Genomic DNA, 21,799 nt, shown 5'->3' on the forward strand with positions numbered 1-21,799 from the left:
TGCCATGGCCGTCCTCTCTCAACGCCAGACCGACATCCTCAACATCGCGCGCGCCTCCGGCCGCGTCATGGTGGAGGATCTCGCGCGCCGCTTCGAAGTCTCGGCCCAGACCATCCGCAAGGACCTCAACGATCTGTGCGAGCAGCGCGCGCTGACGCGCATCCATGGCGGGGCCATCATCGCCTCCGGGGTCGAGAATCTCGCCTACGAAGCGCGGCGCTTCGTCGCTGCCGACGAGAAGAAGGCGATCGGTGCGGTCGCAGCCGCGCGGATTCCGAACGGCTCCTCGCTGTTCATCAATATCGGCACCACGACGGAGGAGGTGGCGAGCGCGCTGTCGTCGCACCAGGACCTGCTCGTCATCACCAACAATCTCAACGTCGCGATGCTGCTCTATCCGCATCCGCGCATCGAGGTGATCGTGGCCGGCGGCACGGTGCGGCGCTCAGACGGCGGCGTGATCGGATCGACCGCGACGCAGCTGATCGGCCAGTTCAAGGTCGACTATGCGATCATCGGCGCATCCGCGATCGACGAGGAAGGCGCGCTGCTCGACTTCGACTATCGCGAGGTCCAGGTGGCGCAGGCGATCATCGCCAATGCCCGCAGCGTGATGCTGGTGGCCGATTCCACCAAGCTCCACCGCAGCGCGCCGGTGCGCATCGCCCATCTCAGCCAGATCCAGACCTTCGTCACCGACCGGCCGCTGCCGGACGGACTGGCCAGCCTCTGCCATAGCCGCGGCATCGAGGTGGTCTCGGCGATGTCCGCCGACGAGGCCGACGACGCCGCAGAGGCAACCGAAACGGCGGGGTCCGCCGTGCTCCGCCGCGCCTGACTTTCCGCCACTCTCGCAGGCTCCTTGATCCCGGTTTGGGCAGGTTTTGCCCAACCGCGGCCCAACATGCGAATTTCGATTTGCTTTCACTTTCGTTTGTGTTTAACTCGAAACCGAAAGTGAAATCGCCGCAGTCAAGGCGATTGCCGGGGGATGCGTCTGTTGGAGCGGATCTACGACCTCGCCATTATCGGAGGCGGCGTGAACGGTTGCGGCATCGCGCGCGATGCCGCCGGACGCGGAAATTCCGTTTTCCTTTGTGAAATGAATGATCTGGCGAGCGGAACCTCGTCCTGGTCGACCAAGCTCGTGCATGGCGGCCTGCGCTATCTCGAATATTACGAGTTCCGGCTGGTCCGCGAGGCGCTGATCGAGCGCGAAGTCCTGTGGCAGATCGCGCCCCACATCATCCGTCCGCTGCGCTTCGTGCTGCCGCATCATTCGGGGCTGCGCCCGGCCTGGCTGCTGCGCCTCGGCCTGTTCCTGTATGACCATCTCGGCGGCCGCAAGCTGCTGCCGCCGACGCGGTCGGTGAACCTGCGCAGCGACGAGGTCGGCCGCCCCTTGATCCCCGGGCGCTACAGCAAGGGCTTCGAATATTCCGACTGCTTCGTCGACGATGCGCGTCTGGTCGTGCTGACCGCGCGGGATGCTGCCGATCGCGGCGCCGTCATCCGCACCCGCGCCCGTGCGACCGAGATCCGTCAGGATGGCAGCCATTGGCTGGTCACGACCGATAACACGCAGACCGGCGAGCGCGAGACCATCAAGGCGCGCGCGCTGGTCAATGCCGCCGGTCCCTGGGTCGAGCAGGTGCTGGCGACCGGCGCCGGCGTCAATGCCAAGGCCAAGGTGCGGCTGGTGCAGGGCTCGCACATCGTGGTGCGCAAGCTCTACGATCACGATCGCGCCTACATCTTCCAGAACGCCGACGGTCGTATCATCTTCGCCATTCCCTATCAGCAGGATTTCACGCTGATCGGCACCACCGATCGCGACTATCAGGGTGATCCGGCCAAGGTGAAGGCGACCGACGAGGAGATCGCCTATCTCTGCGCCGCGCTCGGGGAATATCTCGCCAAGCCGGTGACGCCGGCCGACGTTGTGTGGAGCTATTCCGGCGTGCGGCCACTCTATGACGACGGCGCCAGCGAGGCCAAGGCGGCGACCCGCGACTACGTGTTCGAGCTCGATACGCCCGGCGGCTTGCCGCTGCTGTCGATCTATGGCGGCAAGATCACCACCTACCGGCGCCTGTCGGAAGAGGCGCTGGAGCGTCTCGCGCCCTATGTGAAAGGGGGCAAGGCGGAGGAGGGATGGACCGGCAAGGCGTCGCTGCCCGGCGGCGACATGAAGGTTTCGGCCGTCGGGCCGTTGATTGCGGATCTCCGCAAGACCTATCCGTTCCTGTCGGATGCACATGCGAAGCGGATCGCCCATGCCTATGGCACGCGGGCTGCGGCCATGCTCGCCGGTGCGACATCTTTGGCCGATCTCGGTCAGGATTTCGGTGGCACCTTGACGGAGCGTGAAGTCAGGTACCTGATGACGAACGAGTGGGCGTTGACGGCCGAGGACATCGTGTGGCGGCGATCGAAGCTGGGGTTGCGGATGTCGGCGGCTGAGATCGCCGCGCTCGATGCGTGGATCACAGCCAATCGCGAGCGCTCCGCCGTGCCGGCGCGTGAGGCGGGAGGGCGCGCATGAGCGTCACGCTCGATCACGTCTCCCGAATTGTCGACGGCGTAACCACCATTCGCGACGTCTCGCTGACGTTGCAGCGCGGCACGCTGAGCGTGCTGCTCGGGCCGACGCTGTCCGGCAAGACCTCGATCATGCGGCTGCTCGCCGGCCTCGACCGGCCGACCACGGGGCGGGTGCTGGTCGACGGCAAGGACGTCACCGGCGCCGACGTGCGGCAGCGCTCGGTCGCGATGGTCTATCAGCAGTTCATCAACTATCCCTCGCTCTCGGTCTATGAGAACATCGCTTCGCCGTTGCGCGTGCAAGGCAAGTCGCGCCAGGAGATCGAGAAGCGCGTGGCGGAAGCAGCCCGGCTGCTCCGGCTCGAGCCCTATCTGAAGCGTACGCCGCTGCAGCTCTCCGGCGGCCAGCAGCAGCGCACCGCGATCGCGCGCGCCCTGGTGAAGGGTGCGGACCTCGTGCTGCTGGACGAGCCGCTCGCCAATCTCGACTACAAGCTGCGCGAGGAGCTGCGCACCGAGCTGCCGCGCATCTTCGAGGCATCCGGCGCAATCTTCGTCTACGCCACCACCGAGCCGTCGGAGGCGCTGCTGCTCGGCGGCCGCACCATCTGCATGTGGGAAGGGCAGGCGCTGCAGGCCGGCGATACTGCGGCCGTGTATCGCCGACCCGACACCTTGCGTGTCGGCCAGGTGTTCTCGGACCCGCCGATGAATACGGTCGAGATCCAGAAGCGCGGCGAGAGCGTGGAGTACGCCGGCGGGGTCAAGGCGCCGGCGGTAGGCCTCTATGCTGATCTGCCCGATGGCGCCTATCGCGTGGGCTTCCGCCCGCATCAGCTCGGGCTTGGCAAAGGCGATGGCAGCCACGGCCGCCATGCCTTTCCTGCGATCGTCTCGGTCACCGAGATCACGGGATCGGAGAGCTTCGTGCATCTGACGCGCGACGGCATGAACTGGGTCTCCGTGCTGCACGGCGTCCATGAATACGAGCCCGGCGAGATCCTCGACGCGGTGCTCGATCCGTCCAATGTGTTCGTGTTCGACGCTGGCGACCGCCTGGTCGCCGCGCCGGCGATCTGAGGGAGATGCCGCATGGCCCGCATTGACCTCGTCGATCTCGCCCACGCCTACAACGGCAACAGCGGCGATATCGAGAGCTACGCGCTGAAGCCGGTGACGATGACCTGGCGCCAGGGCGGCGCCTATGCGCTGCTCGGCCCGTCCGGCTGCGGCAAGACCACGCTGCTCAACTTGATCTCCGGCATTCTGACGCCTTCGCACGGCAAGATCCTGTTCGACGGCACCGACATCACCAAAGCCTCGACCCGCGAGCGCAACATCGCGCAGGTGTTCCAGTTTCCGGTGATCTACGACACCATGACGGTCGGCGAGAACCTCGCCTTTCCGCTCAAGAACCGCGGCGTGCCGAAAGCGGAGATCGACAAGCGCGTCGCCGAGATCGCGCGGCTCTTGGACCTGACGCCGGACCTCCATCGCAAGGCGACACGGCTCACCGCCGACGCCAAGCAGAAGATCTCGCTCGGCCGCGGCCTGGTGCGCTCCGACGTCGCCGCCGTGTTGTTCGACGAGCCGCTGACCGTGATCGATCCCGAGCTGAAATGGCAGCTCCGCTCGAAGCTGAAGGCGCTGCATCGCGAGCTCGACCTGACGATGATCTACGTCACCCACGACCAGACCGAGGCGCTGACCTTCGCCGACACCGTCGTCGTGATGCACGACGGCCGCGTGGTGCAGAGCGGCACGCCGGCGGAATTGTTCGACAAGCCCGCGCACACCTTCGTCGGCTACTTCATCGGCTCGCCCGGCATGAACATCCTCTCCGCCGAGGTGAAGGGCCGCGAGGCCCGCATCGATGGCCACACCCTGACGCTGTCGCGCAGCTACGACGCGCTGCCGGCCGGCGCCAAGATCGAGATCGGCGTCCGCCCGGAATTCGTCGATGTCGCTCAACCCGGACCGGGCCTGCTCGACGCCAATATCGAACGCGTCGACGATCTCGGCCGCATCCGTTTCGCCCGCGTTCGCGTCGGCGACGTCAAGTTCGCCGCGCGCCTGCCGGCCGGCTTCTCGCCGCAGGGCTCGGCGATCGGGCTGAAGTTCGATCCAGCCTATGTCCACGTCTATGCCGACAGCCGTCTCGTCGAGGGAGCCTGAGTGATGGACAAGACCATCAACAACAAGGCCTGGTTCCTGGTGCTGCCGGTGTTCCTGCTGGTGGCGTTCTCCGCTGTCCTGCCGCTGATGACGGTGGTGAACTATTCGATGCAGGACACGTTCGGCAACAACCAGTTCTTCTGGAATGGCGTCGGCTGGTTCAAGGAGCTGCTCGATCCCTCGACCGATCTCGGCGGCCGCTTCCTCGCCTCGCTCGGGCGCAACCTGATCTTCTCGCTCGCGATCCTGGCCATCGAGGTTCCGCTCGGAATCGTCGTGGCGCTGTCGATGCCGCGGGGCGGATGGACCGTGGCGTTCTGCCTCGTCGTGCTGGCGCTGCCGCTGCTGATTCCGTGGAACGTGGTCGGCACGATCTGGCAGATCTTCGGCCGCTCCGACATCGGCCTGCTCGGCTACACGCTCAACGCCATCGGCCTGGACTACAATTACGTCTCGAACGACGCCGACGCCTGGTTCACGGTCATCTTGATGGACGTCTGGCACTGGACCAGCCTGGTAGCGCTGCTGTGCTATGCCGGCCTGAAGTCGATCCCCGACGCCTATTACCAGGCTGCGCAGATCGACGGCGCCTCGCGCTGGGCGGTGTTCACCGCGATCCAGCTGCCCAAGATGCATCGCGTGCTGCTGATCGCCGTGCTGCTGCGCTTCATGGACAGCTTCATGATCTACACCGAGCCGTTCGTCGTCACAGGCGGCGGGCCGGGCAATTCGACGACCTTCATCTCGATCGAGCTCGTCAAGATCGCGCTCGGCCAGTTCGATCTCGGCAAGGCGGCTGCCCTGTCGCTGGTCTACAATCTGATCATCCTGATCGTCTGCTGGGTGTTCTACACCATCATGACCAATGCCGGCGCCGAGCGGCGGCCGGTGAAAGGGGGCGCGTGATGAACACCATTCCGGGCCGTCGGATCATCATCTCGCTGTTCCTGGTCTTCCTGCTGTTGCCGATCTACTGGCTCGTCAACATGAGCTTCAAGACCAACAACGAGATCGTCACCACGATGAACTTGTGGCCGCATCAGCCGACGCTGGCCAACTACATGCGCATCTTCACCGACGAGAGCTGGTATTCCGGCTACATCAACTCGCTGAAATACGTGATCATCAACACGGTGATCTCGATTGCCGTGGCGCTGCCGGCGGCCTATGCATTCTCGCGGTACCGCTTCCTTGGCGACAAGCACCTGTTCTTCTGGCTGCTGTCGAACCGCATGGCGCCGGCTGCGGTCTACGCGCTGCCGTTCTTCAATCTGTATTCGGCGATCGGCCTGTTCGATACGCCCTGGGCGGTGGCGCTGGCGCATTGCATCTTCAATATCCCGCTCGCGGTCTGGATCCTCGAAGGCTTCGTGTCGTCGGTGCCGCGCGAGATCGACGAGACGGCGTTCCTCGACGGCTACTCGTTTCCGCGCTTCTTCGTGAAGATCCTGGTGCCGCTGATCGCGAGCGGCATCGGCGTCGCCGCCTTCTTCTGCTTCATGTTCTCCTGGGTCGAACTGCTGCTCGCGCGCACGCTGACCTCCGTCGACGCCAAGCCGATCTCGGCGGTGATGACGCGCACGGTCTCGGCGTCCGGCATGGATTGGGGTCTGCTCGCGGCTGCCGGCGTGCTCACGATCATCCCCGGCGCGCTCGTCATCTGGTTCGTCCGCAACTACATCGCGCGCGGCTTCGCGCTGGGACGGGTGTGATGACGCACGCTTGTTGCCACGGCCTCCGTTCCGCCTCCTCCGCTTGCGGGGGAGGCCGTATCGCATCGTCAGATGCGATACGGGTGGGGGCATCTCTCCTCTCGGGCGCTCCGACGCGCGGCGCCCCCACCCCAACCCTCCCCCGCAAGCGGGGGAGGGGGCCCATTACCGCCTGGAGCCGATAGCCATGAACAGCATCGCATGGATGGCATGGACCTTGCCGACCGCGATCTTCTTTGCTGCGCTCGCATGCACGCTCGGCGTCATGATCGTGCTCGCCGCGCGCTACCCGGAGGCCGAGCGGGTCGGCGTGCTGCGCATCCCGACCACGCGCGGCGACCGGCTGTTCATCTCGCTGATCTCGGCCGCCGTCATTCATCTCGTATGGATCGGTCTGGTCGGCACCGACACGATTGCGACCTTGCCGATCGGCGAGGAAGGGTTTGAGGTTTCGAGCCTGTGGCTCGCGACCGCAATTTCGCTTGCATCAGCCGTTGCGATCTTCCGCACCGTCTGACGCAGGTGAAAAGGGGCAGATCCGGGGGCAACCCGGACCTGGATACGTCTGTCGCTCAAGGAGGAAAGCATGCGACACTTGAAACCTAGGAAGCATCACCTGACCAAGGCGAGCTATCTCGCGATGACCAGCGCTGCTGCGCTGTTCGCCGCCACTATGACGCTGTCCGTGCCGGCACGTGCGGACGACGCCACGATCCAGAAGTGGATCGACAGCGAATTCCAGCCTTCGACGCTGTCGAAGGAAGAGCAGAAGAAGGAGCTCGAGTGGTTCGCGAAGGCCGCCGAGCCCTTCAAGGGCATGGAGATCAACGTCGTCTCCGAGACCATCACGACTCACGAATACGAGTCGAAGACTCTCGCCAAGGCGTTCAGCGAAATCACCGGCATCAAGCTCAAGCACGACATTATCCAGGAAGGTGACGTCGTCGAGAAGCTGCAGACCCAGATGCAGTCCGGCAAGAACGTCTATGACGGCTGGATCAACGACTCCGACCTGATCGGCACCCACTTCCGTTACGGCCAGACGATCGCGCTGTCGGACTACATGAAGGGCGAAGGCAAGGACGTCACCGATCCGATGCTCGACGTCAACGACTTCATCGGCAAGTCGTTCACGACCGCGCCGGACGGCAAGCTCTATCAGCTGCCCGACCAGCAGTTCGCGAACCTGTATTGGTTCCGCTACGACTGGTTCACCAATCCGGACTACAAGGCCAAGTTCAAGGCCAAGTATGGCTACGACCTCGGCGTGCCCGTGAACTGGTCGGCCTATGAGGACATCGCCGAGTTCTTCACCAACGACATCAAGGAGATCAACGGCGTCAAGGTCTATGGCCATATGGACTATGGCAAGAAGGATCCCTCGCTCGGCTGGCGCTTCACCGACGCCTGGCTGTCGATGGCCGGCAACGGCGACAAGGGCATCCCGAACGGCCTGCCGGTCGACGAATGGGGTATCCGCATGGAAGGCTGCCGTCCGGTCGGCTCGTCGATCGAGCGCGGCGGTGACACCAACGGCCCGGCGGCCGTCTACTCGATCGCGAAGTATCTCGACTGGATGAAGAAGTATGCGCCGCCGCAGGCGCAGGGCATGACCTTCTCCGAGGCCGGTCCGGTCCCGGCGCAGGGCAACGTCGCTCAGCAGATCTTCTGGTACACCGCCTTCACCGCCGACATGGTGAAGCCCGGCCTGCCGGTCGTGAATGCGGACGGCACGCCGAAGTGGCGCATGGCCCCGTCGCCGCATGGCGCGTACTGGAAGGAGGGCATGAAGCTCGGCTACCAGGACGCCGGTTCTGCGACGCTCTTGAAGTCGACCCCGCCGGATCGCCGCAAGGCCGCCTGGCTGTACCTGCAGTTCATCGTCTCCAAGACGGTGTCGCTGAAGAAGAGCCATGTCGGCCTCACCTTCATCCGTGAATCCGACATCTGGGACAAGTCGTTCACCGAGCGTGCGCCGAAGCTCGGCGGCCTGATCGAGTTCTACCGCTCGCCCGCGCGCGTGCAGTGGACCCCGACCGGCAACAACGTGCCCGACTATCCGAAGCTGGCGCAGCTGTGGTGGCAGAACATCGGCGATGCGTCGTCCGGTGCGAAGACCCCGCAGCAGGCGATGGACGCGCTCGCGGCCGCTCAGGACTCCGTCCTCGAGCGTCTGGAGAAGTCCAAGGTCCAGGGCGAGTGCGGTCCGAAACTGAACAAGAAGGAATCGGCCGAGTTCTGGTTCAACAAGTCGGCCAAGGACGGCAACATCGCTCCGCAGCGCAAGCTCGCGAACGAGAAGCCGAAGGGCGAGACGATCGACTACGACACCCTGATCAAGTCGTGGCCGGCCACCCCGCCGAAGCGCGCCGAGGCGAAGTGAGCCAACGCTCTGAAGTCATCGCCCGGCTCGACCGGGCGATCCCATCACGAAGGCCGGGAGCAATCCCGGCCTTTTCTTTTGGCCCAGAGGCGAGGGGCTTCCCGTTCCATTCGGGAATTATTCCCGGGTCGCCTGGGACAACTTCCACGCAGCAAGTGCCTTGAAGCCGGTGAGGACAGGCGGCACTCTTTGACGATCGGGATTGTCGCGATCTTCGCCGTGACTTTGCCCCAACGACGCGAAACAACAAGGCCTCGACACGATCCGGCATGGCCTCATGCGATCCACGCCGGGATCGTGATCACCAACCACGGGGCCACCGAGGGAGTACGGCCATGGATCAGGCGCACATCGCCAATATCGCGAGCACGCTGCCGGAGGCGTTGTCGCCCTGGACCATGTTCATGCAGGCCGACATCGTCGTGAAGTCGGTGATGATCGGGCTGGCGCTGGCTTCAGTCGCAACCTGGACCGTTCTGGTGGTGAAGACGATCCAACTCCGCGCGGCGCTGCGCACCTCGCGCAGCGCGCTCGGCATCGCGATGACCGCGCGCGCGCTGTCGGATGCGACGGGGCGCATTTCCGCCGACGACGGTGTGGTCGGACGGCTGCTGGCCGTCGCCGATGACGAAATTGACAAGTCGCGTGGCCTCCCCACCGATGGCATCAAGGAGCGCGTCTCCTGGCAGTTCGAGCGGATCGAGGCCGCGGCGGTGGCGCGGATCGGCCGCGGCATCGGCATTCTCGCCACCGTCGGCGCCGTCGGGCCGTTCGTCGGCCTGTTCGGCACGGTCTGGGGCATCATGAACAGCTTCATCGGCATCTCGCATGCGCATACGACCAACCTCGCGGTGGTCGCGCCGGGCATTGCCGAGGCGCTGCTCGCCACCGCGTTCGGCCTCGCAGCCGCGATTCCCGCGGTCGTGATCTACAACTTGTTCGCGCGCGCCACCGGCGGCTATCGCGCCGTCATCGCCGATGCGTCGGTCGCGGTGATGCGGCTGCTCAGCCGTGATCTCGATCGTCAGCACGCCGGGCCCACGGAGGCGCGGCGCAGCGCCATCCGCGCGGTCGACGCGCCGCTGCTGTCGATCGCCAATCCGGCGGAGTGAGCCATGGCCGTCAAGCTAGCCCGGCGCACCGACGAGTTCGAGGAGACGCACGACATCAACGTGACGCCGTTCATCGATGTCATGCTGGTGCTGCTGATCATCTTCATGGTGGCGGCGCCGCTCGCCACCGTCGACATCCCCGTCAACCTGCCGGCGATATCGGCGGAGCCACAGCCGCGCGCGGAGACGCCGGTCTTCGTGACCTTCAAGGCCGACCGCTCGCTCGCCGTCGGCGACCAGAGCGTCGCCCAGTCCGACATCGCCGCCTCGCTCGATGCCGCCACCAAGTCCGATCGTGGCCAGCGCGTGCTGCTGCGCGCCGACCAGACGCTGCCCTATGGCGAGGTGATGGCGCTGATGAACACCCTGCGCCGCGCCGGCTACACCAAGGTGGCGCTTGTCGCGCTCGAAGACCGGAGTGCGCCGTGAGCGTGCTGACGCTCGAGCCGTTCGACAATGACGAGGCTCGCCGCGAGCGGACGCTGTGGACGATCGCTGCGATCGTGGTCGCGGCGCTGCATGTCGGGCTTGCCGCCGGCTATTGGCTGCTGCGCCCGGCGCCGCAGGGCCGCGCGCAGGCAGAAGCGTTCGACGTCGTGTTCACGCCGGCGGTCGTGAGCGAGCCTGCGCCGGCGATCCAGGAGGCGCCGCCGGCCGATCCGACGCCCGCGGAGCCGCCAAAGCCGGAGCCGGCCAAGGAGGAGGCCGTCGCGCGCGAAGCCGTGGCCGAGCCGGTGCCGCAGCCGCCCGAGCCGCAGGTGTTGGCGCAGCCCGAGCCGGTGCCCGAGGTGATCGCGAGTCCGGAGCCATTGCCGCAGGTCGCGCTGGCGCCCGAGCCGCCGCGCGCCGACGACATCGTGCTGCCGCCGCCGCCAGCGCCGAAGCCGATCGAGGCGAAGCCGCCGGAGGCGAAGCCAGCTCCCATTCCCGAGCGCGTCGAACGCAAGCCGGCCGAGAAGAAAGAGGCCAAGGAGATGGCCGAGCGGAAGCCCGCGCCGCCGAAGCCAGCGGCACCGGCCAGCCGACCGTCGCGCGTCGCGTTGGCGCCCAATGCAGGGGAGGACAGCCAAGGCGCGCGCGAGGGCCAGGCCGACTGGAACAGCCAGGTGCGCGCGAGCATCGCCCGCGCCGCGAGCTATCCATCCGACGGCAACGGCGCCAGTGGCACGGCGACCGTGACGGTCGTGATCGACCGTCACGGTCGACTTCTGTCACGGCGCCTTGTCGGCAGCTCCGGCTCGCCCGCGCTCGATCGCGCGGCGCTGTCGAGTGTGGAACGCGCCGCGCCGTTCCCGCGCTTTCCCCCCGTGATGCGGCAGGCGCAGGAAGCGCTCAACGTTCCGCTGCGTCTGCGACAGCGTTGAGCGCCGCGTCCTGCGCGCGTCGCCTATTTCGAGCACTCGGTCAGATCGGTATCGCGCACGACGAACTGCGCGCCTTCCTTGAGCTCGACGTTCTTGGCGATGCAGGTGCGGCCGCCTTGCTCGGACAGCTTGATGTCGTAGCGGCCTGACTTCACGCCGACCAAGGTCATGCGCTCGTTGTGGTCGACCATGCCCTCGTCGTCGTTCTTGCACTGGTCGGTGCCCCAGTTCTTGGTGCCGGCAGCGGCAAGATACATCTTCACGATCGTCTGGCCGGTGCGGTTGAGAAAGCGCGGGCCGTCGTCGGCGGATGCGGCAGAGCCGGCCAGCATGAGCAGCGTACAGGCAGAGACGAGGCGACGCATGACGAGTGTCCTTTTCTTATCATTGAGCATGGGATGGCGGGGGCTGCGGCTCAGAAATCCTTGCCGATGCTGGTCTTGATCGCGAGGCCGCGCGAGGCGTTGGTCAGGCCGTAGCCGACGCCGAAGCTGAGCTCGAAGCCCTTGAAGCGGGTGTCGGCGACGGCGTAGAGCGTCTGCATCTGCTGATTCCAGGGCAGGATGTAGCCGAACGGTCCGAGATTGGAGAAATGCTCGATGCCGACGGTCCAGCGGTCGCTCAATCGCTTGACGAAGCGCACCGATGGCTCGAAGGCCGAGCCGGCGCCGTCGATGCCGAACGTCATGTTGGCGTTGAAGATCAGCTGATAGTCGTTGGGCAGGTTGACGCCGATGATCGGCGTGAACATCTGCGCGACGCGCGGCGTCGCCTCCTGCACGAAGCGCGGTGCGCCGGGCTGGCCGGCGCCGGCCTTGTTGGCGACCCACAGGTCCGGGGTGAGCCCGCCCTGCGGAGCCAGGATGGTGCGCGAGACCAGGCCGACGAACACCGTGCGCTCGAGCCGGTCGCCCTGGATGAAGGTCTGGCGAATGGTGACGCCGCCGGACTGGAATGAATAGCCGGGCACGCCATTGTCCATCACGTTGCCCAGCGCCATCGGCACATTGGTGCGGGCAAAGGCGTAAGGCGAGGTCAACGCGATCTCGTACCATTCGGTTGGCGAGTAGCCGATCTCGGTCTCGCCGGTGACCGCACGCTGCGGCACGCGGCGTCCGCCGTTCTGTTGCGGATTGAAGGTTGTCAGATAGCCGAAGCGCTGTTCGACCTGGAAATGTCCGGGCGAGGCGGGGTCATTGCCCTGGATCTCCTCGGCCGCTGCACCGAACGGCGCGAGCACGAGAGCACCGGCAGCCATGTACAATCGCGATCGTCTTTTTGTACTCCTGGCGATGCCGTTCGGCTGCATGTCCCCGCGCTCCCTTCAACTAATGAGCTAACGAGTCGGCTGGGCGAAAGCATGCGGGCCTGTCGGCTGAAAGATGACGCGATCGGGAAACGATCAGTCGTCAAATGCCGCAATTGCTCCGGCCCTTGCTGTTTCGATGAGGAATAGGGATGTTTTGGCAAGTCGAACGGGACATTTTGACCGGGACAATATGGCGGCCGTTTCGCGAGTGAATCTCAACGCGGTGATGAATGTGGCGTGCTGCAAACACATTGAGGTCATAGAGCGAGGAAAACATGTGTTGCAGCATGCATTGCTGATCGCCGGATCAGCCAGAGAATGGACACGCCCGTGCTTCACACACCCGGTCATCGTCGCCGCTTGTCCGCTCGGCCGATGCGGCTCGGACTGGTGCTCACACTGCTTCTGTCCACGCTGCTGCCGGATGGACGCGCCTTCGCGGAGGAGCCGCTGCGGGACCAGCTGGAAGCCTGGTGGAATCAAACCCAGGCCGGCAAGAGAGGTCCGGTTGGGCAAGTCCGACAGGCGTCATCGGGGAGCGGTGCCAGAACCGCAAGGCATGTCGCCAAGCGCGGACGCCACGTCGCCAATGCCCGCGCCGAGGCAGGAGGAGGTGTCTTCGACCACGATAGCGGTCCGCGTCGTGACCGTCCGGGGAGATATTTTCTGCACGGACCGAGGTTCTAGTCCCGACGCTCTTGCGGGAATTTCCCGGGCGTCGCGTTCTTGCACTTGCGAAATGACAAGGCCTCCCATAGGTCAAAGCGATATGCGGCGCGTTGCCGGTGAAACCGCCGACGCTCGCATACGTCGTTTTCGTGCCCTTCATCGCCGCCCCTCGGACGGCGGAGACAAAGGATCAATTCGATGAATTGGAAACTGATGATGACGGCCGCTGCCGTCGGCATCGCCGCGATCGTCGGCACGTCGACGATCGCTGTCAGTGCACCGGCCCCTTCCAAGCTGCTGACCTCGATCGACCCCGACAAGGACGGCACCGCCGACATGAACGAGGTCCGCACCGCCGCCGGCGCGCTGTTCGATCGTCTCGATCGCGACCACGACGGCACGCTCGACGCCAAGGAACTGCGCGGCCGCGTTTCGGCCAAGGATCTCAAGGCCGCTGATCCCGACAATGACGGCACGCTGACCAAGGACGAGTATCTCGCGCTGGTGGAAGGCCGCTTCAAGGCGGCTGATCCGGACGGTGACGGCACGCTCGACTCGAAAGAGCTGAAGTCGGTGGCCAAGCTGCTGAAGTGAGACATCGGTCCGCACTGGACCGACGCGACATAGACATGGGCCCGAGGGCCTGTGACGGGAGACCGTCGCAGGCCCTCGTCTTTCAGGCGGATGCTCGTGGCGGGCCGGCAGGAAGGCGATTGGCCCTCACATGCTTGGGCGGGACATTTCCACCGCGAGACGAACCAGGTCAGGCAGGCTGCGGGCCCCGAGCTTCTGACGCAGCCGGTAGGTCAGGTTGATGACGGTCTTGTAGCTGATGCCGAGATGGTCGGCGATCGCCTGATAGGATTTCGCCTGGGCCAGCAGCGCAAGGGCTTGGCGCTCGCGCGGGGTCAGCGCAGGGGCCACCATGCCGTCCGGGTCGGCACGGAGCAGGGCGATGCGGGTGGCGAGCTGCGGATCGAGATAGGTGCCGCCGGCTCGAACCTGCTCCAACGCCTTGGGCAGCTCCTGCGGCGGCGCGTCCTTCAGCAGATAGCCGCTGGCGCCGGCGTCGATCGCCGAGCGGACGATGCGCGGCTCGGCATGCATGCTGAAGACCAGGATCCGGGCGCGGGGATCGTGCGACCGCATGCGTTCGATCAGACTGATGCCGCCGAGCTCCTGCCCGTGCAGGCGCAGATCGACGATCGCGACATCCGGCCGGTCACGGACATAGGCCTGGTACCCGCTGTCGGCATCGTGTGCCTCGGACAGCGCGCGGATCCCGGCTTCGTTCAGCAGCCAGCGGCAGGCCGTGATCACGACCGGGTGGTCATCGACGAGCAGAACGCGATACATCCGATGAAGGTCTTGCCCTTATGGCGCCGACGGCGCCGATGCTTTCTCTACCATGTGAGTTCCCTTGCAAACCAGGATCGGGTGCAACAGTACGGCCGAGGCTGGGAGATAGCTCGGCGAATCGATCGCCACTTTCCGGATCCGGGAAGATTGTCCCTAGGGGCCGAAGAATATTGCCCGTTGCGACGAACTGGAGGGCTGTTTACGAATGTTAACGTTCGTAGACGGGTAAATCGGCCAGTTCTGGTGCGGGTAAAGGCTCAGGGGCGTGGGCTGTTGCCGGAACCGGTCGACAAGAAACTGGGGGACGTCTTGACCAGACTGTCGGCGCTGAAGAGCGCGCTTCTCGCGACCTGTGCGTTGCTGCCTGCGGCTGCGTTCGCGCAGCAAACCCTGCAGACCATCGAGGTGGTCGGCGTCTCGCCCGTTCAGGGCAGCGAGATCGCGAAGGACAAGATTCCTTCTAATGTCGAAACCATCGGGGCGCGGGAGCTCGACCACAGCCGCGCGCCGACGCTGCTCGACAGCATCCTGCAGTCGGTGCCCGGGGTCTCCCTCAGCGACCAGACCGGGAACGCGTTCCAGCGCGACTTGAATTATCGCGGTCAGACTGCCTCGCCGGTGCTCGGGACGCCGCAGGGCATCGCCGTCTACCAGAACGGCACCCGCATCAATGAGGCCTTCGGCGACGTCGTGAACTGGGACCTGATCCCGGAAATGGCGATCGCACGCATGACCCTGATGCCGAACAATCCGCTGTTCGGCCTCAACGCCACCGGCGGTGCGCTGTCGATCGAGATGAAGAACGGCTTCAACTACCAGGGCGGGGAAGCGCAGTTGTTCGGCGGCTCGTTCGGCCGGATCCAGTCGGGCGCTCAATACGGCTGGAACAACGGCACCTACTCGGCCTATATCGCGGCGGAAGGCGCCTATGACCGCGGCTGGCGCGACTACTCGTCGGCCTCGCAGATCCGGCGCATGTATGCCGATTTCGGCGCGCGCGGCGACAACACCGAATTCCATCTCTCCTTCACCGGTGCCGACAACAAGCTCGGCTCGGTCGCCGCGACACCGATCGAGATGCTGAACCAGCGCTGGTCCAGCGTCTATACCTGGCCGCAGTCGCTGCATCTGCAGATGCAGATGGTGCAGGCGAGCGCAAAGTGGACGCCGACCGACACGCTGTCGATCCAGGCCAACGGCTATTACCGCAACTACAAATCCGCGCGCGTCGATGGCAATAGCACCGAGGTGCGGGACGGGGGCGGCGTGTTCGTCCTTGAGGACGCCGCGGGGACCCCGTGGGACATCAACCGCAACGGCCCAACCGCCAACACGCTGGCCGCCGATGCGGCGCTCGGCCAGATCGACCGCAATACCGTCAAGACCGACAGCTATGGCGGCTCGCTGCAGGCGACCTCAACGACGCAGCTCTTCGGCCATGACAACCATTTCGTCGTCGGCGCCAGCGTCGATCACGGCAATACCAACTTCCAGGCCACATCCGAGCTCGGCACCATCGACAACAACCTGTTCGTCACCGGCCTCGGCGTCTACATCGACCAGCCCAACGCGGGCCTTGCTCCCGTCAATCTGAATGCCAAGAACACCTATCTCGGCATCTATGCGACCAACACCTTCGACATCACCTCGCAGCTCGCCTTGACCGCCGGCGGCCGTTTCAACTGGGCGCAGATCAACCTGCGCGACCAGACCGGCTTCGCGCCGCTGCTGAACAGCAACAACAATTTCCAGCGCTTCAACCCGGTGGTCGGCCTGACCTACAAGATCACGCCTGACATGACCGCCTACGCGGGCTATTCAGAAGCCAACCGTGCGCCGACGCCGCTCGAGCTCGGCTGCTCCGATCCGGCCAATCCCTGCCTGATCGACAACTTCCTGATCGCCGATCCGCCGCTCAAGCAGGTGGTGTCCCGCACCGTCGAAGGCGGCCTGCGCGGCGAGATTTCCGGCGGCCGCTCGGCCTACGCTGCCGACCTGCCGGCCTACCGCAAGGCCCCGATCAAATCGGTGGCGGTCGATGATGGCTGGCGGCTGCGCTGGGGCCTCAGCCTGTTTCGCACCGAGAATTCCGACGACATCATCCAGGTGGTCGACCCGGCCAACCCGGTGCGCGGCTATTTCAAGAACGCCGGCACCACGCTGCGCCAGGGTGTCGAGGCCAAGGTCGACCTGGCCTGGAACCGGTGGACCGCCTACGCCAACTACACCTTCATCGACGCCACCTTCCGCAGCGCCTTCGACGTCAACGATCCGTTCCTGCGGGTGCCGGTCGGCGTCGTCTCCGGCAACCACATTCCCGGCATTCCGGCGCACCGCCTGAAGCTCGGCGCAGAATATGCCGTGACCGACGCCTGGAAGGTCGGGGCGAGCGTCAACTATGTCGGCAGCCAGTACCTGCTGCACGACGAGACCAACGTCTACCCGAAGGTCCCGGCCTACTGGGTCGTGAACGTCAACACATCTTATCAGGTGACCAAGAACGTCGAGGTGTTCGGCCTGATCCAGAACCTGTTCAATCAGCGCTATTACTCGGCAGGTACCGTGTTCGACCCCGCCGGCTTCAACACCGCCGGTGGCGGAACGGCGTTCGCGCTGAACGATCCGCGTAGCATGGTTCCGGGGATGCCGCTCGCGGCCTATGCCGGCATCCGGGCGAAGTTCTGAGCTTCGCATCCTGACGACCATAGGCGCATCCGCGCCGCGCCACGGCAGCCCCCACCGTGGCAGGAAGGCCGGGAGAAATCCCGGCCTTCTTCTTGCTTGACTAAAAGCGTGACGTGTCTCCGCTGCCGTAGGGTGGGCAAAGGCGCGCGTGCGATACTGCATGTCACGAGCTCAACTCCACCGCGCGCCGTGCCCACCATTCCTTCCGCTTGCGCGGATGCACGGCGGGCACGTGACCGCCCTGCGGGCGACTGCTTTGCCCACCCTACGCAGCCGGTATGAATCGTCGATGAGTCTGCTCACGATGGATTTTGGGCAATTATCCCGCTGACCTCGTGAACGAGATCGCTGCGCGCCTGTGGAATTTGCGAAGCATCGCGATTAGTTGCTGCCGGCCTTCGCCAACTACGAACTTCCGCCACAGAACCCGACCAGCTATTGCGCATCGTATCGAGCAGCGAGGTGGCGCATATGAGCCGTAGATCTTCAAGCCTTGTATCGATCATCGCGTCATCGATGGAGGCCGTTCACCGGCCCCACGTGCCTCCGTGGGTGCGAGCGACAATCTCTGTCGTGCTTCTCGCTGGCAGTCTGGGGGCGCATTCTCTGCTGCTTGGCGATGCGGCGGCGCGCGATCTCGATGGGCGTTACGCCAATTCTCCGCTCAAGGGCTGGTTCGAGAGTTTGCGTTCGGGCAAGGGGCCGTGCTGCTCGGATGCGGATGGCACCGCGCTCTCGGACACGGATTGGGACACGAAGGATGGCCGCTACCGTGTTCGCATTGAAGGCCAATGGTGGGTCGTTCCGGAAGAGGCCGTGGTGGCCGAGCCCAATCGCGCCGGCCGGACGATGGTATGGCCCGTGTATTATCGCGAGCTGAATACGGGCCTGCGCATCGATGTGCGGTGCTTCCTGCCCGGCAGCATGATGTAGGTGGGGATGGGCCGGATCGCAGAAGCGCAGGGTGGGCAAAGGCGCGAGGCCAGATGTCGCGACAGGCGCGGCCTCTCGTGCGCCGTGCCCACCCTACGTGATGGCGACTACTCCGCCGCTTGCGCCGCTTTCAGCGTCGGATAGTCGGTGTAGCCCTTCTCGCCGCCGCCATAGAGGGTGGCGCGGTCGAGCTCGTTGAGCGGCGCGCTGACCTTGAGCCGCTCGACCAGATCCGGGTTGGCGATGAACGGCCGGCCGAAGGCGATCAGGTCGGCCGCGTTGGCATCGAGCTGTTTGTTCGCGAGCGCGAGGTCATAGCCGTTGTTGGCGATGTAGGTGCCCTTGAAGCGCTTGCGCAGCGACGCGTAGTCGAACGGCGCAACGTCGCGCGGACCGCCGGTCGCCCCCTCGATCACGTGGATGTAGACCAGATTCAGCGCCGCGAGCTGGTCGACGATGTAGTCGAACAGCGCCTGCGGATTGGAATCCGAGATGTCGTTGGCCGGCGTCACCGGAGATAGCCGAATGCCGGTCCGGTCGGCGCCGATCGCCTCCGACACGGCCTTGGCAACCTCGAGCATCAGCTTTGCGCGGTTCTCGATCGACCCGCCATAGGCGTCGGTGCGCTTGTTGGCGCCGTCCTTGGCGAACTGGTCGAGCAGATAGCCGTTGGCGCCATGGATCTCGACGCCGTCGAAGCCGGCCTCGATCGCATTCAGCGCGGCCTGCTTGAACGCCGCGACGATGCCGGGAATTTCCGCGAGCTCGAGCGCACGTGGCGTCGAGACGTCGGTGAACGCGCCGCCGACGAAGGTCTTGGTCTTGGCCGCGATCGCCGAGGGCGCGACCGGCGCACCGCCATTCGGCTGCAGCGAGACATGGGAGATACGGCCGACATGCCAGAGCTGGATGAAGATGCGCCCGCCCTTGGCATGCACCGCGTCGGTCACCTTGCGCCAGCCGGCGATCTGCTCCTTGGAATAGATGCCAGGCGTGTCCTGGTAGCCCTGGCCCTGCTGCGAGACCTGGCTGGCCTCGGAGATCAGGAGGCCGGCGGAGGCGCGCTGGCTGTAATATTCGGCCGTCAGCGGACCCGGCGCGAGGCCGTCCACCGCGCGGTTGCGGGTCAACGGCGCCATCACGACGCGATTGGCGAGGGTGACCGGACCGAGCTGATATGGCGCGAACAGTTTGGATGCACTCATCGGGATCTTTCCAGGAGAGGGGAGGGGGGTCATGGTGAGTTGTGCATTGCCGCGAACAGCGCAATGCCGCGAGGTATCCGTCCGGCGCAGACGTGCCGCGCGATGGAGCGGCCGCAACAGGCCATCCGTTGGATAGCCTGTTGCAATAGACGAAAGGGATCAGGCGACGCCCAGGAAGTCCCGCTTGCCGATTTCGACGCCGTTGTGGCGGAGGATGCCGTGGGCGATCGCGGCGTGGAAATAGAAGTTCGGAAACGAGACGCGGTTGACGAAGTCCTGCCCCTTCAGGGTCAGCGTGGTGTTGGGCCCGCTTGGAAAGGTGACGTCGCGGCTATCGGCCCCTTCGAACTGCGCCGGCTGGAACGTCTTCAGGTAATCGATGGTTCTGGCAAGCCGCTGGCGAAGCTCGGCGAACGTCGTCTCGGTGTCGGGCGTGCTCGGGACCTCGCTATGGGAAAGCCGCGCGCAGCCCTTGGCGGCGAAGTCGCAGGCGAGCTGGATCTGCTTGGAGAGCGGCAGCATGTCCGGATACAGCCGTGCGCCGAGCAGCACCTCGGGGGCGATCTTTTTGGCTTCGCAATGGGCCTCGGCCTTGCTGAGCAGGCCGGACAGGCTTCCGAGGATCTGGAGGTAGGCCGGCACGGTCGAATCGTAAAAGGACATGATGCTCTCTTTTGGCAGGAGACGTCGCGACGAAAGCGCGCGCCCTCGGAGATGGGGCGGCGTCCAAGAGAATGCAACTGCATCTTTCTGGTTTTTGCGGTCGCCGTGCATTCCAGTCGTTCACGCTGAGGTCACGGCGATTGTGGACGCGTCCCCTGGAGGATTTCCCCAAGCCGTGGCCGAAATGCCGGATCGAGGTCGTGGAGAACGACGAGCCTGGGTGGCCGAACAGGGTCAGGATGAAGATCGGCGCTACAAGCCAAATCGGGCTTCAATTGCCCGTCTGCTCGCGCTTTTGTCCTGAGCGATCATCTGGCCGTCCAATTCCGAGGTGATAAATTGGAATAGCGAAGAGCGGACGACACGGTCGCATGAAGTCGGACAATAAGTCATCTGCAATTGAGAGACGAGGAGCGCCGCGCGATGATGTCGGCTCACCTACCGTGTCGCTGTCGCTGAAGCCGGCGCCGCCTGCGCCCGCGGCGTGCCGCGCATGCGTACGAGCAGTTCCGCCGTTGGCCAGGAATCGGCCGGCAGCCCGAGCCGCACCTGCATCGTTTTGACCGCGATGCGGCTCTGCTGCCCCAGCACGCCATCGACCTTGCCGACGTCGAAGCCGGCCTTTAACAGGAGTTGCTGCAGCTCCTTGATCTCGTTGAACGGCAGTTGCGCGACCGGGCCGCTGGCTTTGCGCATCGGCGCCGCGCCGGCGATGCGGGTGGCGAGATAGGCCGCGGTGGTCGAATAGATCAGCGAATTGTTCCACTCGGTGTAGGCGGCGAAATTGGCATAGGCCAGGAACGCCGGGCCGTTGCGGCCCATCGGCAGCAGCACCGAGGCTTCGAGCGCATCGTTCGGCAGCGGCCGGCCGTCGGCATAGGTCACGCCGAGGCCGGCCCATTTGCTGCGCGGCGCCTTGACGGTGAGATCGGCCTGCTCCCACGGAAACGCCTGGGGCACGCGGATCTCCTCCAGCCACGGCTCGCCGCGGCGCCATTTCAGTCCGGTCGCGATGTAGTTCGCGGTCGAGCCGATCACGTCGGGCGCGCTGCGCAGGAGGTCGCGGCGGCCATCGCCGTCATAGTCGACGGCATAGGTGACGTAGTGGGTCGGCAGGAACTGCGTCTGACCGAGCTCGCCGGCCCAGGAGCCGATCATCTCCTCCGGCGCGAGATCGCCGCGGTCGATGACCTTCAGCGCGGCGATGGTCTCATTCTGGAAGCGCTCGCTGCGGCGGCAATCATAGGCCAGCGACACCAGCGACGGCAGCACCGGCAAATTGCCCATGTTGGCGCCGAAATCGCTCTCCAGGCCCCAGAACGCGGCGATGACCGCCGGGGGCACGCCATACTCCTTCTCAGCGCGCGCGAACGCTGCCGCATGCATCCGGATGTGCTGCTGGCCGTTCTGCATCCGGTAGGGCGCGGCCATCCGGCCGGCGAACTCGGTGAACAGTTGACCGAACACGCGCTGGCCGCGGTCGCGATTGACGATGCCCTGGTTGTAGGTGAGGTACGGCGAGGCGGCCGCGATCGCGCGCTGCGACACGCCTTCGGCAATGGCGCGTTGCTTCAGCTCGGCGAGAAACCGGTCGAAGCTCTGGCCGTTATGGCAGGCCGCGGCGCGCATCGATGGCGCCGGCTTCGGACGTGGTGCGGCCGCCTCCGGCGCCATTTGCGCCGCGGC

20 protein-coding genes are annotated in these 21,799 nt (G+C 65.3%); 14 read left to right on the top strand and 6 right to left on the bottom strand.

The window, feature by feature from the left end; all coding sequences use genetic code 11:
* Nucleotides 1–4: 4 nt before the first annotated feature.
* The 11 genes from ACQR03_RS11870 (at nucleotide 5) to ACQR03_RS11920 (ending at nucleotide 11,290) form a co-directional block, all read left to right on the top strand.
* Nucleotides 5–838 carry a DeoR/GlpR family DNA-binding transcription regulator gene (locus tag ACQR03_RS11870; protein WP_315750374.1) on the top strand — a complete coding sequence of 278 codons (834 nt, stop codon included), beginning with the start codon at nucleotides 5–7 and terminating at the stop codon, nucleotides 836–838.
* Nucleotides 839–991: 153 nt separating this feature from the next.
* Nucleotides 992–2,545, top strand: coding sequence for a glycerol-3-phosphate dehydrogenase (gene glpD / locus ACQR03_RS11875; RefSeq protein ID WP_434841246.1), 1,554 nt, complete (start codon nucleotides 992–994; stop codon nucleotides 2,543–2,545).
* Nucleotides 2,542–3,624 (top strand): ABC transporter ATP-binding protein, encoded by a 1,083-nt coding sequence (locus tag ACQR03_RS11880; RefSeq protein WP_315717340.1) that lies wholly within the window; start codon nucleotides 2,542–2,544, stop codon nucleotides 3,622–3,624. Before glpD ends, ACQR03_RS11880 begins: the two co-directional genes overlap by 4 nt.
* A 12-nt stretch (nucleotides 3,625–3,636) precedes the next feature.
* On the top strand, nucleotides 3,637–4,719 hold the full coding sequence (locus ACQR03_RS11885; RefSeq protein ID WP_315717339.1) for an ABC transporter ATP-binding protein: 1,083 nt from the start codon (nucleotides 3,637–3,639) through the stop codon (nucleotides 4,717–4,719).
* Nucleotides 4,720–4,722: 3 nt separating this feature from the next.
* Nucleotides 4,723–5,625 (top strand): carbohydrate ABC transporter permease, encoded by a 903-nt coding sequence (locus ACQR03_RS11890; protein ID WP_315717338.1) that lies wholly within the window; start codon nucleotides 4,723–4,725, stop codon nucleotides 5,623–5,625.
* Complete coding sequence (locus tag ACQR03_RS11895; RefSeq protein ID WP_316193101.1) at nucleotides 5,625–6,431, top strand: carbohydrate ABC transporter permease; 807 nt, start codon at nucleotides 5,625–5,627, stop codon at nucleotides 6,429–6,431. The genes ACQR03_RS11890 and ACQR03_RS11895 overlap by 1 nt, the downstream gene beginning before the upstream one ends.
* A 187-nt stretch (nucleotides 6,432–6,618) precedes the next feature.
* The gene (locus tag ACQR03_RS11900; RefSeq protein WP_315717336.1) at nucleotides 6,619–6,948 is read left to right on the top strand and encodes a DUF2160 domain-containing protein; all 330 of its coding nucleotides are present in this window, start codon (nucleotides 6,619–6,621) and stop codon (nucleotides 6,946–6,948) included.
* 123 nt (nucleotides 6,949–7,071) lie between these two features.
* On the top strand, nucleotides 7,072–8,814 hold the full coding sequence (locus tag ACQR03_RS11905; protein ID WP_315717375.1) for an ABC transporter substrate-binding protein: 1,743 nt from the start codon (nucleotides 7,072–7,074) through the stop codon (nucleotides 8,812–8,814).
* Nucleotides 8,815–9,149: 335 nt separating this feature from the next.
* Nucleotides 9,150–9,926: a tonB-system energizer ExbB gene (gene exbB, locus ACQR03_RS11910; protein WP_434841245.1), complete on the top strand. Its 777-nt coding sequence runs from the start codon at nucleotides 9,150–9,152 to the stop codon at nucleotides 9,924–9,926.
* A 3-nt stretch (nucleotides 9,927–9,929) separates the two neighbouring features.
* Complete coding sequence (gene exbD / locus ACQR03_RS11915; protein ID WP_316187207.1) at nucleotides 9,930–10,355, top strand: TonB system transport protein ExbD; 426 nt, start codon at nucleotides 9,930–9,932, stop codon at nucleotides 10,353–10,355.
* Nucleotides 10,352–11,290 (top strand): TonB family protein, encoded by a 939-nt coding sequence (locus ACQR03_RS11920; RefSeq protein WP_434841244.1) that lies wholly within the window; start codon nucleotides 10,352–10,354, stop codon nucleotides 11,288–11,290. Before exbD ends, ACQR03_RS11920 begins: the two co-directional genes overlap by 4 nt.
* Before the next feature lie 23 nt (nucleotides 11,291–11,313).
* Here ACQR03_RS11920 and ACQR03_RS11925 read toward each other — a convergent pair whose 3' ends face one another.
* Both ACQR03_RS11925 and ACQR03_RS11930 read right to left on the bottom strand, forming a co-directional pair.
* A complete protein-coding gene (locus ACQR03_RS11925; RefSeq protein ID WP_316171607.1) occupies nucleotides 11,314–11,655 on the bottom strand; it encodes a hypothetical protein in 342 nt (113 codons plus the stop codon).
* A gap of 50 nt (nucleotides 11,656–11,705) precedes the next feature.
* Nucleotides 11,706–12,548 (bottom strand): hypothetical protein, encoded by an 843-nt coding sequence (locus tag ACQR03_RS11930; RefSeq protein ID WP_434841243.1) that lies wholly within the window; start codon nucleotides 12,546–12,548, stop codon nucleotides 11,706–11,708.
* Nucleotides 12,549–13,505: 957 nt separating this feature from the next.
* Here ACQR03_RS11930 and ACQR03_RS11935 point away from each other — a divergent pair.
* Entirely contained in the window at nucleotides 13,506–13,862 is a 357-nt protein-coding gene (locus ACQR03_RS11935; protein ID WP_316201582.1) for an EF-hand domain-containing protein, read from the top strand.
* Nucleotides 13,863–13,988: 126 nt separating this feature from the next.
* Here the strand turns inward: ACQR03_RS11935 and ACQR03_RS11940 are convergent, their stop codons facing one another.
* A complete protein-coding gene (locus ACQR03_RS11940; protein WP_315750378.1) occupies nucleotides 13,989–14,624 on the bottom strand; it encodes a response regulator transcription factor in 636 nt (211 codons plus the stop codon).
* 312 nt (nucleotides 14,625–14,936) lie between these two features.
* Between ACQR03_RS11940 and ACQR03_RS11945 the strand changes: the two genes are divergently transcribed.
* Together ACQR03_RS11945 and ACQR03_RS11950 are read left to right on the top strand one after the other, a co-directional pair.
* Nucleotides 14,937–17,312, top strand: a complete 2,376-nt coding sequence (locus ACQR03_RS11945) for a TonB-dependent receptor (protein ID WP_315750379.1) — start codon at nucleotides 14,937–14,939, stop codon at nucleotides 17,310–17,312.
* Between the two features lie 516 nt (nucleotides 17,313–17,828).
* Nucleotides 17,829–18,245: a hypothetical protein gene (locus ACQR03_RS11950; RefSeq protein ID WP_409998626.1), complete on the top strand. Its 417-nt coding sequence runs from the start codon at nucleotides 17,829–17,831 to the stop codon at nucleotides 18,243–18,245.
* Between the two features lie 107 nt (nucleotides 18,246–18,352).
* Here ACQR03_RS11950 and ACQR03_RS11955 read toward each other — a convergent pair whose 3' ends face one another.
* The 3 genes from ACQR03_RS11955 to ACQR03_RS11965 all read right to left on the bottom strand — a co-directional run bounded on the left by ACQR03_RS11955 (nucleotide 18,353) and on the right by ACQR03_RS11965 (nucleotide 21,787).
* A complete protein-coding gene (locus ACQR03_RS11955; protein WP_315717327.1) occupies nucleotides 18,353–19,450 on the bottom strand; it encodes an alkene reductase in 1,098 nt (365 codons plus the stop codon).
* A 159-nt stretch (nucleotides 19,451–19,609) separates the two neighbouring features.
* A complete protein-coding gene (locus ACQR03_RS11960) occupies nucleotides 19,610–20,113 on the bottom strand; it encodes a DUF1993 domain-containing protein (protein ID WP_315717326.1) in 504 nt (167 codons plus the stop codon).
* Between the two features lie 438 nt (nucleotides 20,114–20,551).
* Nucleotides 20,552–21,787 carry a lytic murein transglycosylase gene (locus ACQR03_RS11965; protein WP_434841391.1) on the bottom strand — a complete coding sequence of 412 codons (1,236 nt, stop codon included), beginning with the start codon at nucleotides 21,785–21,787 and terminating at the stop codon, nucleotides 20,552–20,554.
* Nucleotides 21,788–21,799: the final 12 nt, after the last annotated feature.

The organism is Bradyrhizobium sp. HKCCYLS3070 (assembly GCF_051167575.1).
Lineage (GTDB): Bacteria > Pseudomonadota > Alphaproteobacteria > Rhizobiales > Xanthobacteraceae > Bradyrhizobium.

Coding starts and splice junctions, on each gene's coding strand:
- ACQR03_RS11890 (WP_315717338.1), top strand. CDS start 4,723: ATGGACAAGACCATCAACAACAAGGCCTGGTTCCTGGTGCTGCCGGTG.
- ACQR03_RS11925 (WP_316171607.1), bottom strand. CDS start 11,655: ATGCGTCGCCTCGTCTCTGCCTGTACGCTGCTCATGCTGGCCGGCTCT.
- exbB (WP_434841245.1), top strand. CDS start 9,150: ATGGATCAGGCGCACATCGCCAATATCGCGAGCACGCTGCCGGAGGCG.
- ACQR03_RS11955 (WP_315717327.1), bottom strand. CDS start 19,450: ATGAGTGCATCCAAACTGTTCGCGCCATATCAGCTCGGTCCGGTCACC.
- ACQR03_RS11900 (WP_315717336.1), top strand. CDS start 6,619: ATGAACAGCATCGCATGGATGGCATGGACCTTGCCGACCGCGATCTTC.
- ACQR03_RS11895 (WP_316193101.1), top strand. CDS start 5,625: ATGAACACCATTCCGGGCCGTCGGATCATCATCTCGCTGTTCCTGGTC.
- glpD (WP_434841246.1), top strand. CDS start 992: ATGCGTCTGTTGGAGCGGATCTACGACCTCGCCATTATCGGAGGCGGC.
- ACQR03_RS11885 (WP_315717339.1), top strand. CDS start 3,637: ATGGCCCGCATTGACCTCGTCGATCTCGCCCACGCCTACAACGGCAAC.
- ACQR03_RS11930 (WP_434841243.1), bottom strand. CDS start 12,548: ATGGCTGCCGGTGCTCTCGTGCTCGCGCCGTTCGGTGCAGCGGCCGAG.
- ACQR03_RS11960 (WP_315717326.1), bottom strand. CDS start 20,113: ATGTCCTTTTACGATTCGACCGTGCCGGCCTACCTCCAGATCCTCGGA.
- ACQR03_RS11905 (WP_315717375.1), top strand. CDS start 7,072: ATGACCAGCGCTGCTGCGCTGTTCGCCGCCACTATGACGCTGTCCGTG.
- ACQR03_RS11950 (WP_409998626.1), top strand. CDS start 17,829: ATGGAGGCCGTTCACCGGCCCCACGTGCCTCCGTGGGTGCGAGCGACA.
- ACQR03_RS11880 (WP_315717340.1), top strand. CDS start 2,542: ATGAGCGTCACGCTCGATCACGTCTCCCGAATTGTCGACGGCGTAACC.
- exbD (WP_316187207.1), top strand. CDS start 9,930: ATGGCCGTCAAGCTAGCCCGGCGCACCGACGAGTTCGAGGAGACGCAC.
- ACQR03_RS11870 (WP_315750374.1), top strand. CDS start 5: ATGGCCGTCCTCTCTCAACGCCAGACCGACATCCTCAACATCGCGCGC.
- ACQR03_RS11965 (WP_434841391.1), bottom strand. CDS start 21,787: ATGGCGCCGGAGGCGGCCGCACCACGTCCGAAGCCGGCGCCATCGATG.
- ACQR03_RS11940 (WP_315750378.1), bottom strand. CDS start 14,624: ATGTATCGCGTTCTGCTCGTCGATGACCACCCGGTCGTGATCACGGCC.